The sequence below is a fragment of the Corynebacterium tuberculostearicum genome (assembly GCF_032821615.1).
GTDB lineage: Bacteria > Actinomycetota > Actinomycetes > Mycobacteriales > Mycobacteriaceae > Corynebacterium > Corynebacterium tuberculostearicum_H.
Window position 1 is genome coordinate 144,406 of the sequence record NZ_JAVBIF010000005.1, and the last position, 13,413, is coordinate 157,818.

Here is a 13,413-nt window from a genome sequence, read left to right on the forward strand (position 1 = left end):
TTAGCGCTCCTCTTGAGCAGTAGACGGCGCGGAGACATCCTCCGCCTTGGTTGCGGATACTGGTGCGGCACCGGCAGCAACTGGCTCCTTGCGGTCAGAGCCCGCACCCATGGAGGAATCCACGGACTCGGAGTTTGGATCCCAGTCGTTGTTGACGTTGGAAGCATCCACCGGGTTCATGCGGGAGCGGATGACAATGAGCGCGGCCATTGCCAGCAGCAAGACGAAGTCCACAATGGCACCGGTTGCCACGTTGGTAAAGGAGGAGACGCCGTGCGCCAACCACCAGGTAGCAAAGCCCACGAACGCAGCGCACGGCAAGGTAATGAGCCATGCGGACACCATGCGCATGGCAACACCCCAGCGAACCTCAGCACCGCGACGACCCAGGCCGGTACCAAGAATGGAACCGGTGGACACGTGGGTAGTGGACAGTGCCATACCACCGGTAGCAGAGGTCAAGATGATCGCTGCAGAAGTAGCTTCAGCGGCCATGCCCTGTGGGGACTCAATCTCCACCAGACCCTTGCCCAGGGTGCGGATAACGCGCCAGCCGCCGGACATGGTGCCGGCCGCGATAGCCACAGCACAGGAAACGATAACCCAGGTAGGAATGCGGGCGTCAGCAACCGCATGCCCGGAAGCAACCAATGCCAGGAAGATAACACCCATGGTCTTCTGCGCATCGCCAGCGCCGTGTGCCAGGGACACCAAGCAAGCGGTAACAATCTGACCGTGGCGGAAGTGCTCGTTCTTCGCCTTGTTGGGAATGGTGTTGGTAACCCAGTAGATAAGGAAGGTCGCACATGCGGATACCAGCGCCGCGATAATAGGCGAGGCAACGGCTGGGATAATGATCTTGCCGGCAATGGAGGACCACTCCACACCGGTAGAGCCCATCGCAGCGAAGGCGGCACCAATGAGGCCGCCAAAGAGTGCGTGAGAGGAACTGGACGGCATGCCCAGCAACCAGGTGAACAGGTTCCAGATGATGCCACCGATGAGGCCGGTAAAGACCACCATCAAAAGCGCCTGGCCGTCGGTATCGGCGGCGGCTCCAGTTAGATCGTAGGAATCGAGGTTAACAATGCCCTTTGCCACGGTCGCAGCAACGTTGACCGAAAGGAAAGCACCGACAAGGTTGAGGACTGCGGAGATTGCCACCGCAGTAAAAGGCTTCAAAGCACCGGTGGCAATGGACGTAGCCATCGCGTTGGCAGTGTCATGAAATCCGTTCGTAAAGTCAAAGGCAAGGGCGGTTACCACCACAATGCCGAGGATAATCAGAGTCGCTGTCACAGCGTTGGCCCCTTGGAAAGAAAACAGATGAACACGGTACGCACCTACGACGCTTTCACGCGTCGCGGACGAAATGCAGATTACCCCTGCGCCTATCCACAGACAATTGATTTTCTTTAATATTCCCTTTGGTTAACCTTTTGTTAACCTGCTGGGGCTTAGAATCGAGCCCAAAAGAAGCCCAGCGGGACACAACTTCCCCAGCTCATACCGTTTATGTTCCCCCCCACCTTCCCCGCTTAACCCGAGTGATAAAAACCACTTAGGGAGGTATGCCAACATCACGCCGACATACCTCCCATTTAAGGGTGTTTTACAGCACCTAGCGGAAGGTAGAGAACTTCTTTACCACCCAGCGGCTTAGAACAAGCAGGATGGCGCCCAACACGATGGATACAACGCCGAGAGAGATAAAGAAGGTATTCTCCGCTCCTGCATCATCCGGGTTATAGAAGCTAGCCAAGGAGCCGGCCAGCGAGGTACCCATAGCCACCGCCATCATCCATACCGCCATCATTCGGGACGGGAATGCCACCGGCGCCACCTTGGTAGCAAGCGCATTTCCTACTGGCGAGAGGAGAAGCTCCGCCATAGTGAACAGGAACAGGATGAGGATGATGACATACATCGGCGTGGAGTTCGCCGCTGCACCCGAGTACGGCAGGAAGAAGAACAAGGAGATGCCAATGACGATATTGGCTACGCCGAACTTTACTGGGGTGGACCACTGCCTATTCCCTAGCTTCGTCCACATCGTTGCGAAGATAGCGGAGAAAATAACAATAAAGATTGGGTTAATGGACTGCACCAGTGATGGCGGGATTTCCCAACCAAACATGTGGCGATCCAAGCGCACATCCGCATAAATCGTCATTACGGTGAACTGCTGCTGGAAGATTCCGAAGAACAAAACACCGGAAATAAACATCGGAATAAAGCCCAACAGGCGGTTCTTTTCCTCGCGGGTCACCAACTTCGAGGTATACATCTGCGCCCATAGATAGATTGCTGCTACCAGAGCAACCGCGGTAACAATATTGGACAGCCAATCAACCTGAATAGCGCCGGTAGCCAATGCCACCACCATAATCACAATGATGGCGGCTACTACAACCCCGCCCATGAGCAGTTGCTTCGAGCTAGCCGGGTTTGGAACCTCATGCCCTGCATCCTTGATGGTGGTCTTGCGCATCAGGGAATACTGAATCAGGCCGAGCGCCATACCGATTGCCGCGATGCCGAAGCCCCAGTGGAAGCCCTTCCAGCCCCACAACGCAGTAGTAATCAGCGGTCCGAAGAGGCCACCGATATTGACGCCCATATAGAAAATGGAGAAGCCACCATCACGGCGCGGGTCATCGCGGGAGTACATGGAGCCAAGCACAACCTGCGCGGTGGTCTTAACGCCACCGGAACCAATCGCAATGAGGACAAGACCAATGGCCAAACCAGTTACCGCGGGGATAAACGCCAACGCGAGGTGGCCGGCCATAACCAGAACGGCCGAATAGAACAGAGTGCGCTCTGCACCCAAGACTCGGTCGGCAACTAGGGAAGCCAACAAGCAAGCCATGTACACCAAGCCGCCATACGCACCCACGATGGATGTCGCGTCCGCGCGGTCTAGACCAAGACCGCCATCGGTAGTGGCGTAATACATGTACAGCAAGACAAGTGCCTGCATGCCGTAGAAGCTAAATCGCTCCCACATTTCCACGCCAAAGAGGTTGGCCAAGCCCCAAGGGTGGCCAAAGAATGTACGTTCGCCGCTCTGCGGCGTGGGCGCAGCAGCTTGGGCCGCCGCGTCAGATGTGTGTTTCTCCATGAAGATATCTGACCACTTGGAGGCCTAAATCACAAATTGGCCATTATAAGTTTAGTGTCGCACGATAGAAATAAACCTAACGACCTGCAGATATTGCGCAGAGAGCATTACCCCATTCGGGTGCAGCAAGAATTAGCAGGGAATTGCCCCTTCCCTGCCCCACAATGCCAAAAGCCCCTGCCGCACAACCGGGATTCGGCTGCGCGGCAGGGGCCACGTGGAAAGCGTTATTCCAAATTATGCATTGAGCTTGCGGTAATCAAAGACCGTATCGATGATGCCGTATTCGACGGCCTCCTGAGCGGTCAGAATCTTATCGCGGTCAGTGTCAATGCGGATCTGCTCAGCGGTACGACCAGTGTGCTCAGACAGGGTGGTTTCCATCAGCTTACGCATGCGCTCAATCTCGGCGGCCTGGATCTCCAAGTCAGAAACCTGGCCTTGGGTACCCTGGGTCGCCGGCTGGTGGATAAGCACGCGGGAGTTTGGCAGCGCTGCGCGCTTGCCCGGTGCCCCCGCAGCTAGGAGCACTGCTGCTGCGGAAGCAGCCTGGCCCAAGCACACGGTCTGAACGTCAGGACGCACGTAGCGCATGGTGTCATAAATAGCCATCAGCGCGGTAAAGGAACCACCCGGCGAGTTGATGTACATGGTGATGTCACGGTCCGGGTCTTGGCTTTCCAGGACTAGCAACTGCGCCATGATGTCATTGGCGGAAGTATCATCCACCTGGGTTCCCAGGAAGATGATGCGCTCTTCAAAAAGCTTGGAGTATGGGTTGGTTTCCTTAGTGCCCTGTGCGGACTGCTCAATGAAGGACGGCAGAACGTAGCGGGAACTTGGCATCTGGGATTGATTCATAGTGATTTTCTCCTTATTCCCTAGTTGCTCAGCGGACCGTTAACGGACTCAATGACATGGTCAACAATGCCGTAGTCCTTAGCCTGCTGTGCGGTCATCCAACGGTCACGATCGGAGTCTTTGGTGATCTGCTCAAAAGTCTGGCCGGTGTGCTCTGCAATGAGCTCGGCCATCTCGCGCTTAGTCTGAGCAAACTGCTCAGCCTGGATCGCGATATCCGCAGCGGTACCACCGACACCAGCGGAAGGCTGGTGCATCATAATGCGCGCGTGCGGCAGAGCGTAGCGCTTGCCCTTGGTGCCGCCGGAAAGCAGGAACTGACCCATGGAGGCAGCCAGGCCCATGCCGTACGTGGCAATATCGCACGGCGAGTACTTCATGGTGTCATAAATAGCCATGCCCGCAGTGACAGAGCCACCCGGGGAGTTGATGTAGAGCGAAATGTCGCGAGTGGGGTCCTCGGCGGACAGCAGGAGGATCTGGGCGCACAGCTTGTTCGCAATCTCATCATCGACCTGGGTTCCCAGGAAGATAATGCGCTCGCGCAACAGGCGCTCGTACACGCTATCGCTCAGATTCATACCCGTAGACGACGAGTTCATTGAAATCTTCTCAGACATTAGTGGTTCTCCTTCAAGTGAAGAATGCTTTAACTGGCCCCACCTTACCGGCATTCCTCTCAAACTTGGCCTCTGTTCGCTATGAGCGTTGGGCCACAGCGCCAAAGGCGCACACGGAAGCTGGGTTAACATTTACTCATGTCTGTTTCCGAGCTGTCCACCAGTACCCAGAACTATTTGAAAGCTATCTGGGGGCTAAAGGAATGGTCATCCGAGCCCGTTACCGCCACGCTTATAGCGAAACAGCTGGGACTCAAGCTCTCCTCGGTTTCCGATGCAGTGCGCAAAATGGCGAAGCAAGGGCTCGTGTCACACACGCCCTATGGCTCTGTGGAGTTAACCGAACTTGGCAGGCAGTACGCATTGGTCATGGTGCGCCGTCACCGATTGCTTGAGTCTTTTTTGGTTCAAGCATTGGGCTACACCTGGGACGAAGTCCATAATGAAGCCGAAAATCTCGAACACGCGGTGTCTGACATGCTCATAGAACGTGTGGATAAGTTCCTTGATTACCCCACTAGGGATCCGCACGGCGATCCTATCCCTACGGTTGATGGACAGATCACCATCCCCAGTGCGCATCGCCTCACCGACAGCGGTGCACAATCGCAGGTGACCGTGGAACGCATTTCTGATTCCGACCCACAACTGCTGAAGTTCCTTGAAGAGCGCGGCATTGTCACTGGGGCTGTTCTTAGCACGCGCGAGGGAGCGCCCTTTTCAGATTCTCTCGAAATACAGGTGGCCGGCGGCACTCAGTGGGTAGTACTTGGACGCCCAGCTACCGACGCAGTGTTTGTAGCACACCACAACCTTTAGACATTCCCCTTTGCATTAATCCTGCTCTCACCTGCCCTTTTCAAAACTACGTTAGACCGTAGTTGCAACTACGGCATTACGTAGTTAGTCTTTTCGAATATCACCTACCCCACTTATGGCTAAGGCCAGGATGAGCAGGATTGCCATGTCAGACTCACCAGATTTGGTGTACTTTTCCAGCGTTTCAGAGAACACGAAAAGATTCGTCGAACGCTTAGATAGACCCGCGGTGCGCATTCCACTGCGCCCCAAGAAAACCGGGATGATCCAGGTTTCACACCCGTACGTACTCATCGTTCCCACCTACGGCGGCGGCTCGCTCAAACGCGCAGTCCCCAAACAGGTCATCGACTTCCTCAATGACCCAATCAACCGCTCCTTTATCCGGGGCGTTATTACCTCAGGGAATACCAACTTCGGAAGTGCTTACTGCGTCGCCGGACGCATCATTTCCGCCAAGTGCCACGTACCGGAGCTGTATCACTTCGAGCTTCTCGGCACCCAGAAGGACATCGCCGCCGTAAAGCAGGGCCTTCAGAAGTTTTGGGAGCAGCAAAAGCAGCTAACGATGACACCCCATTAATCCCCCACAAGATGAAGAACACATCCGCATCACACAGATTGGAAAACACAATGTGGCCTCTTGATGCCACCCCCACACAGACTATCGGCGCTACGCCCCGCACCGCTTCAGCAGACAATGCCGGCGGTGTCGGCAAGCGCAAGAGCTACCACGCACTCAACGCGCAGCTGAACTTGTTCGACGCTTCTGGAAAAATCCAGTTTGACAAGGACATTCAGGCAGCACAAGACTATGTCACACACCATGTCGCTCCCCGCATGCATCAGTTCGATTCCACCAAGCAGCGCTTGGAATGGTTGGTTGATAACGAGTACTACGAGCGGGATTTCCTTGAGCTTTATGATGACGCCTTTCTGTGCGCCATGTACGACAGAGCACATCGAGTTAAGCATCAGTTCCGCACCTTCCTCGGCGCATTTAAGTTCTTCACTTCATATGCACTGAAAACCTTTGATGGCTCCCGATTCCTAGAAGGCTACGAAGAACGCGTCGCCACCACAGCTTTATACCTTGCACAGGGCGACGAAGAGCTCGCAGAAAAGCTGGTGGATGACATCATGACCGGACGCTTCCAGCCCGCCACCCCTACTTTTCTCAACGCAGGCAAAGCCCAGCGCGGCGAACTGGTCTCCTGCTTCCTCCTGCGAATCGAAGACAATTTGGAGAGCATTGGCCGCTGCGTGAACTCTGCACTGCAACTATCAAAGCGCGGTGGTGGAGTGGCCCTGTTGCTGAGCAATCTGCGCGAATCCGGAGCCCCGATCAAAAAGATTGAGAACCAGGCTTCCGGCGTAGTCCCAGTCATGAAGATTCTCGAAGATAGCTTCAGCTATGCCAACCAATTGGGCTCCCGGCAGGGCGCTGGAGCCGTCTACCTGCATGCGCACCATCCAGATATTCTTCGCTTCCTGGATACCAAGCGGGAAAATGCCGATGAGAAAGTCCGCATCAAGACTCTTTCGCTGGGGGTTGTTATTCCAGATATAACCTTCCGTCTGGCCAAAGAGAACAAGGATATGCATCTTTTTAGCCCGTATGACATCGCTCGCGAGTACGGCGTAGCCATGTCTGACATGTCCATCACCGAGTACTACGACGAGCTGGTTGCCAATCCGCGAATCTCTCACACGACCATTAAGGCCCGCGAGTTTTTCACCACGCTGGCTGAGCTTCAGTTTGAATCCGGATACCCCTACATCCTCTTTGAGGATACGGTCAACCGCGCTAATCCCCTCAAAGGACATATCAATATGTCCAACCTGTGTAGCGAAATCCTCCAGGTCAACACGCCATCGACCTACGGAGCTTCGGGTGACTACACCACTGTTGGCCAGGATATTTCCTGCAATCTAGGTTCGCTCAACATTGCGAAGGCTTTTGAATCGCCGGACTTCGGGGAGACCGTCGAAACCGCAGTGCGTGCCCTCACGAAGGTTTCAGACCTGACGAATATCGAAGCTGTTCCCTCCATCGCTCACGGAAATGCTTCCATGCATGCCATTGGTCTGGGCCAAATGAATCTCCACGGCTTCCTTGCTTCACAGCGTATTCCTTATGGCTGCGCCGAGGCACTGGACTTTACAAATATCTATTTCCTCACGGTGACCTACCATGCGCTCCGCGCATCCCATGCACTCGCGGTTGAAAAAGGTCAACGATTCACAGGCTTCGAAGAATCCACCTATGCCACTGGCGCCTACTTTGACAAATACGTCGACCAAGACTGGGCGCCAGCCACTGAACACGTAAAACAGCTCTTCCACGAAGCAGGCGTGCAGATCCCTCAACGCGAGGATTGGCTACGGCTCAAGAATCAAGTGATGCAAGACGGCATCTACAACGCCTACTTGCAGGCAGTTCCACCCACTGGATCAATTTCCTACATCAATGACTCCACCGCGTCCATCCACCCAATTGCCTCCAAAATTGAAATACGCAAGGAAGGCCGCTTGGGGCGCGTGTACTACCCCGCGCCGGAAATGACCAACGACAACCTGGAGTATTTCGATGACTCCTACGCCGTGGGATACGAAAAAATCATCGACACCTACGCCATGGCCACCCAACACGTGGACCAAGGGCTTTCCCTGACCTTGTTCTTTACCGCTGATACCACCACGCGGGACATCAACAAGGCACAAATCTATGCCTGGAAAGCCGGAATCAAGACCCTCTACTACATCCGTTTACGCCAATCCGCGCTCCAAGGAACCGAGGTCGAAGGCTGCGTCTCCTGTGCTCTGTAGGAGCACGGTCCTCCCCCTTGTCCACAACCATTCACTCAGAAAGAAAGAAGCTATGTCGTCAACATCGAATAGTGCTGAACTAACCAGCATTTCAGTTACTCCGCCGAGCTACCGGCATGATCCTTCAGCCCGCATCCGCGCCATCAATTGGAACCGGGTGAGCGATGACAAGGATCTTGAAGTGTGGAACCGTCTAACCACCAACTTTTGGTTGCCAGAGAAGGTCCCGCTTTCTAATGATCTCCCGGCGTGGCAGAAGATGACACCCGAGGAACGCAACCTCACCATGCGGGTGTTCACGGGACTCACCACCCTGGATACTGTCCAGGCCACCGTGGGTGAAATCTGTCAGATTCAAGATGCCCGCACCGAACACGAGGAGGCCGTGTATACCAACATCGCGTTCATGCAGTCAGTCCATGCCCGTTCATACTCTTCAGTGTTTTCTACCCTGAGCAGTACAAAGGAAATTGATGAAGCATACCGCTGGGCGGTGAATAACGACCTTCTCCAGGCACGCGCCAAGAAAGTTCTCGCGCACTATTTTGGGCCGGATCCACTCAAACGCAAGGTGTCATCGACGTTGCTTTCCTCGCTGCTTCTCTACGCGGGTTTCTATCTTCCCTTGCACTTTTCTGTCCACGCCACCCTGACAAATACGGCAGACATGATCCGCCTCATTCTGCGTGACAAGGCAGTGCACGGCTACTACTCGGGTTACAAATATCAGCGCGGTCTGGAATCCACGACCCCGCTACGGCAGAAGGAGATGCATGATTTCACCATTTCTTTGCTCGAAGAGCTTTATGCACTAGAGCTGGACTATTCCGGCGAGCTATATGAGCCTTTGGGACTCATGGATGATGTAGCCGTGTTCGTTCGCTATAACGCCAATAAGGCACTCATGAATTTGGGCTACCCGGATTATTTCCCGCCCGAAGAAACGGAAGTGAACCCAGAAATCCTCGCGGCCCTAGCCCCCGGAGCAGATGAGAACCATGACTTCTTCTCCGGATCTGGTTCCTCCTATGTCATTGGTACTGCTGAAGAAACGAGTGATGATGACTGGGATTTCTAAACCTTTTCCGCGACCGGACCAAGGAAGCTGGCTTGAGACCATCGCGCTGTTTGAAGCCATCCGCGAAGGAAACCAACCCGCAGCCATGCGGCTGTTGAATACATCCGCCGCACGAGAGGCCGTCCTCGGGGGGCTTCTAGGACTCATCGATCTGTACTTCCGCCATGAAGAAGGAGACAAAGTAGATGGCTTCCTCACCGCCGCCCACGCTGCCGGCCCACCACCGGCCTTTGGCTGCAAGCCTTTTCTCCCTTGACCACGTCTCCCTACACCCAACTAAGAAAGAAGGTTTACCATGACCACCCCACGTATCAGCGTTATCGTCGGCAGCCTGCGCCGAGAGTCATTTGCACGCAAGATTGCACACGAGGTGCTCACGATGATCCCTGAAGGCTACGAGGCAAACATCGTGGAAATCCGTGACTTGCCGCTCTATGACTTCGACTACGATGACCCCGCCGTCACGGACAAGCCCACTCCGGCTGAGTACACCACCTTTCGCGAGACCATCAAGAACTCGAGCGGGATCCTCTTCATTACGCCAGAGAACAACCGCACTATCCCTGCCTGCCTCAAAAACGCAGTGGACATCGGCTCTAAACCCAACTCAGATGTGGCGTGGAAGAACCTTCCCGCAGGTATCATTAGCCACTCTGTAGGCCGCATGGGCGGCTACAGTTCACAGAAGAACCTTCGCCTCGCTCTGTCCTACTTCGACATGCCGCTCCCTGGTCAGCCCGAAGTATTTCTGGGCCAATCCCCCACCCTTTTCGAAGAGTCCGGACATCTCAATCAACGTACCGCAGACTTTGTCAAGGATTACGTTATGCGCTTCCTGCAGTTGACCGACGAGGCCTTTAGAGCCAAGAACGGCTAGCGGTATCCCCAGCCAACACACATCACGCCCTCTTCGAAGTACTCAAAGACTCCTAGAGGGCGTTCACAATGACACAAACCCCGGATTCAGGCTCATCCTTGAGTTACCTGAATCCGGGGTTTCATGCGCGCTCGCCACCACACATGTGGCAGCAGCGCGTTACAAGCGGGAGATTACTTCTCCTCGGAAGCTTCTGCAGCGTCCTCTTCTTCGATTTCACCGAAGTACTGGTCAACGTCTACGTCGTTGCCCTCTTCATCCTTGACGGTGGTGCGGCAGATAGCGGCAGCCAGTGCCTTGCCACGGCGCACGTCAGAGAAGAGGTTTGCGATCTGGCCGTTGGACTGCAGCTGCTGGATGAACTGGTTCGGGTCCATGCCGTAGGACTGAGCGGTGAACAGGATGTGGTCGGTCAGCTCCTGCTGGGAAACTTCCGGCTCTTCCTTCTCGGCTACGGCGTCAAGGAACAGCTGGGTGCGGACGGACTCTTCTGCCTGCTCGCGAGTCTGCTTATCAAACTCCTCGCGAGAGGTGCCCTGTGCCTCAAGGAGCTGAGCCAGTGCCTTCTCATCGTGAGCCAGCTGGCCCAAGATCTGGTGCAGCTGGGAGTGAGCCTGCTCGTCCACTACGGACTGCGGCAGCTCGAATTCAACCTCGGACAGTGCGGACTTCAGAACCTCATCGCGGATCTGTGCAGCCTGCTCAGCCTTCTTGGTCTCCTCCACCTGGGTCTTGGTGGACTCACGCAGCTCGTCCATGGTGTCGAACTCAGAAGCCATCTGAGCGAACTCATCGTCCATAGCCGGCAGCTTGCGCTCCTTGGACTGCTGAACGTGGACCTTGATGGTGGCCTCTTCGTCCTTGTGCTCACCGGACTGGATGGTGGAGGTGAACTCGTTATCCTCACCAGTCTTCATGCCGCGCAGGGCGGTGTCCAGACCCTTGATGAGGTCATCGTCACCGATGCGATAGGAAAGGCCCTCGGTGGAAGCGTCTTCAATCTTCTCGCCGTCGATCTCAGCGGTGATGTCGATGATGGCGTAGTCGCCGGTCTTCATCTTGCGCTTGGTGTCCTTGAGCTCACCGAAGCGCTCTGCCAGCTCCTCCAGAGCCTTGTCGACGTCCTCTTCGTCAGCCTTCAGGGCCGGAACGGTAACGGAGATCTTGGAGAAGTCCGGAATCTCGAACTCAGGGCGGATATCAACCTCGGCGGTGAACTCCACAAAGTCCTTGTCTTCGATCTTGGAAATGTCAACGTCCGGCTGGCCGATGACCTTCAGATCGTTTTCCTTGACTGCCTGCTCGTAACGGGAAGGCAGCATGTCGTTGACAACCTGCTCCAGGATGGGGCCGCGGCCGAAGCGAGCGTCAATAAGCTGGCGCGGTGCCTTGCCCTTACGGAAACCTGGAATAGAAACCTGCTGCGCGATTGCCGCGTAAGCTTGATCGATTTCCTGGTCCAGCTCCGCAAACGGAACGTTGACGGTGAGCTTAACGCGGGTATCGCTCAGCTTGTCTACGGTGGTCTTCACGAGTGAATCTCCCTGGCTTCATTGTTTTACGTACATAAACTTAAAGGGGGTCCGGAAATCCTTATTAGGGCATTTCCAGACCCCCATACGTCGGGGCGACAGGATTTGAACCTGCGACCCCCTGCTCCCAAAGCAGGTGCGCTACCAAACTGCGCCACGCCCCGTATGTAGGCCACCAAGTTGCCTTGGCTGCGTTGCATACCTGAGACAGTGTACCGTGTCCGTTTTAAATCTCCTAAACGGACCCCCACTTAATGGAATCAACGCAGCACAGAGGCCGCTTTTGACAGCCTAGCGGCTAGAAATCGAAATCAAACATTCCGTCAAAGAATCCGCCGCCATCGCCATCGCCAAGGCCATCAAATAGGCCGCCGCCGTCATCGCCGCCGCCCATGTCACCGACGTCGCCAGCATCGCCAGCGTCACCGCCCATTTCGCCGGCATCGCCCATGCCATCACCGCCACCCCAGTCGCCGCTTTCAGCAGCGGCCGCGGAATAACCAATGCCAGACATGCCGGAGAACAGGGCATTGAACATCATGGAGTAGCCAACCATCCACACGCCGGTCTGCAATGCATCAGCCCACCATGGACGGGAATACCAACCCGCCGGAACCGGACGGCCGGCCACGGTTCCGCCTGGGTAGTAGTTCGGGGTATCCGCGGAAGCATACGGCGAGGCAGTAATCTGCTGGCCATTCGCTTCCACCGTGCGCTTTTCCGTCACCTTGCCGGCGGCGCGCTGCCCCTCGAGCGGCGGCAGTTCTGGGCCTGGGTTCATGCCCATAATCTCGCGCGCAGCATTCACATAATGCATGCCCTCCAAAGCGGACTCACGCGCTAGGTTTGCCTGCTTTGCGGTGGTGGCGCGCGAAATCGCCGAGTTAGCTGCCGTGAAACGCTCGGACGCATCGGCCATTGCCTGCTGGGAGGCAGAGTCTGTGCCAGAAATCTGCATTACTTGGCCGCCCAGGCGTTCAATCCACCGGCGAGCATCGGCTTGTGCATCGGCCAATTGCTGTGCTTCTCGTTCCTCGCGGCGTTTTTGAGAGTTGCGCGAGGACATCAACCACGCGCCTCCGCCCACTGCCAGCACAAGGAGCAAAATTCCCACTATGATCATCGCTTTCTATAGATAGGGCCGTTCCGCTTATAACAACGACTCAGGCGCCAGCCTAGTTCCCTATTTTCATTTTTGCCCCCACGTGCGCTAAAGTATGGCGCAGCGTTTCAATAGCGCGCTGTGGGAATGTCGTATAGTGGCTAATACCTCAGCCTTCCAAGCTGAAGACGCGGGTTCGATTCCCGTCATTCCCTCCACGTTTCGCCCATCTTTTAGGTGGGCGATTTTCTGTTTTCCATCCATCATCGCTGGCTACTCATGGTAAACGGCGTACGCGTGCAACGAAGTGTAGGGTGGGGGTTAAGGGTCAAAATGTGTGTCTGGCTCGGCGTGTCGCTGGGGTTAGATTTGGCCTTTTTGGATGCCGATTGAATGGGTGTAGTTGGTGTCGATAGCGTTGTCGTAGAGGGCTGGTCGTCCTGTTTCGTGGTCGGCTTGGTTCTCATTGTGGGTCAGGGTTTGTACTTTGGCGAGTTGGTCCTGTCCCCAGTTGGATTGCCTGGCGATTTCTACGGGATCGTCGGGCAATTCAGTTTTTAGGTAGAGCCAC

Annotated in this window: 12 protein-coding genes, 2 tRNA genes and 1 pseudogene; 7 read left to right on the forward strand and 8 right to left on the reverse strand. The window is 55.5% G+C overall.

Annotation, left to right across the window (positions count from 1 at the left end; translation table 11 throughout):
• From RAE09_RS06015 to RAE09_RS06030, 4 genes are all read right to left on the reverse strand, one after another.
• Entirely contained in the window at positions 1-1,299 is a 1,299-nt protein-coding gene (locus RAE09_RS06015) for an inorganic phosphate transporter (RefSeq protein WP_316981219.1), read from the reverse strand.
• 322 nt (positions 1,300-1,621) lie between these two features.
• Positions 1,622-3,124 carry a peptide MFS transporter gene (locus RAE09_RS06020; protein ID WP_179386885.1) on the reverse strand — a complete coding sequence of 501 codons (1,503 nt, stop codon included), beginning with the start codon at positions 3,122-3,124 and terminating at the stop codon, positions 1,622-1,624.
• A gap of 237 nt (positions 3,125-3,361) precedes the next feature.
• On the reverse strand, positions 3,362-3,985 hold the full coding sequence (locus RAE09_RS06025; RefSeq protein ID WP_005324052.1) for an ATP-dependent Clp protease proteolytic subunit: 624 nt from the start codon (positions 3,983-3,985) through the stop codon (positions 3,362-3,364).
• A gap of 20 nt (positions 3,986-4,005) precedes the next feature.
• Positions 4,006-4,605: an ATP-dependent Clp protease proteolytic subunit gene (locus tag RAE09_RS06030; protein WP_005324051.1), complete on the reverse strand. Its 600-nt coding sequence runs from the start codon at positions 4,603-4,605 to the stop codon at positions 4,006-4,008.
• A gap of 138 nt (positions 4,606-4,743) precedes the next feature.
• On the opposite strand from RAE09_RS06030, the gene RAE09_RS06035 reads away from it, so the two are divergent.
• From RAE09_RS06035 to RAE09_RS06060, 6 genes are all read left to right on the forward strand, one after another.
• Positions 4,744-5,424, forward strand: a complete 681-nt coding sequence (locus RAE09_RS06035; RefSeq protein ID WP_005324050.1) for a metal-dependent transcriptional regulator — start codon at positions 4,744-4,746, stop codon at positions 5,422-5,424.
• A gap of 115 nt (positions 5,425-5,539) precedes the next feature.
• A complete protein-coding gene (nrdI, locus tag RAE09_RS06040) occupies positions 5,540-6,007 on the forward strand; it encodes a class Ib ribonucleoside-diphosphate reductase assembly flavoprotein NrdI (protein ID WP_005324049.1) in 468 nt (155 codons plus the stop codon).
• A gap of 50 nt (positions 6,008-6,057) precedes the next feature.
• Positions 6,058-8,253: a class 1b ribonucleoside-diphosphate reductase subunit alpha gene (gene nrdE / locus RAE09_RS06045; protein WP_200435299.1), complete on the forward strand. Its 2,196-nt coding sequence runs from the start codon at positions 6,058-6,060 to the stop codon at positions 8,251-8,253.
• A 52-nt stretch (positions 8,254-8,305) separates the two neighbouring features.
• Positions 8,306-9,331 carry a class 1b ribonucleoside-diphosphate reductase subunit beta gene (gene nrdF, locus RAE09_RS06050; protein WP_005324047.1) on the forward strand — a complete coding sequence of 342 codons (1,026 nt, stop codon included), beginning with the start codon at positions 8,306-8,308 and terminating at the stop codon, positions 9,329-9,331.
• An 85-nt stretch (positions 9,332-9,416) separates the two neighbouring features.
• The gene (locus RAE09_RS06055) at positions 9,417-9,587 is read left to right on the forward strand and encodes a hypothetical protein (RefSeq protein ID WP_167315513.1); all 171 of its coding nucleotides are present in this window, start codon (positions 9,417-9,419) and stop codon (positions 9,585-9,587) included.
• A gap of 39 nt (positions 9,588-9,626) precedes the next feature.
• Positions 9,627-10,208: an NADPH-dependent FMN reductase gene (locus RAE09_RS06060; protein ID WP_005324045.1), complete on the forward strand. Its 582-nt coding sequence runs from the start codon at positions 9,627-9,629 to the stop codon at positions 10,206-10,208.
• Between the two features lie 173 nt (positions 10,209-10,381).
• On the opposite strand, the gene tig is transcribed toward RAE09_RS06060, so the two are convergent.
• From tig to RAE09_RS06075, 3 genes are all read right to left on the reverse strand, one after another.
• Complete coding sequence (gene tig, locus RAE09_RS06065) at positions 10,382-11,740, reverse strand: trigger factor (protein ID WP_005324044.1); 1,359 nt, start codon at positions 11,738-11,740, stop codon at positions 10,382-10,384.
• Between the two features lie 90 nt (positions 11,741-11,830).
• Positions 11,831-11,904, reverse strand: a tRNA-Pro gene (locus tag RAE09_RS06070).
• A 134-nt stretch (positions 11,905-12,038) separates the two neighbouring features.
• Positions 12,039-12,863 carry a flagellar basal body-associated FliL family protein gene (locus RAE09_RS06075; RefSeq protein ID WP_316981220.1) on the reverse strand — a complete coding sequence of 275 codons (825 nt, stop codon included), beginning with the start codon at positions 12,861-12,863 and terminating at the stop codon, positions 12,039-12,041.
• Positions 12,864-12,985: 122 nt separating this feature from the next.
• Here RAE09_RS06075 and RAE09_RS06080 point away from each other — a divergent pair.
• Positions 12,986-13,060: transfer RNA gene (locus RAE09_RS06080), tRNA-Gly, on the forward strand.
• Positions 13,061-13,205: 145 nt separating this feature from the next.
• Here the strand turns inward: RAE09_RS06080 and RAE09_RS06085 are convergent.
• Positions 13,206-13,413: pseudogene (locus tag RAE09_RS06085) on the reverse strand (IS1249 family transposase); the annotation flags it as partial.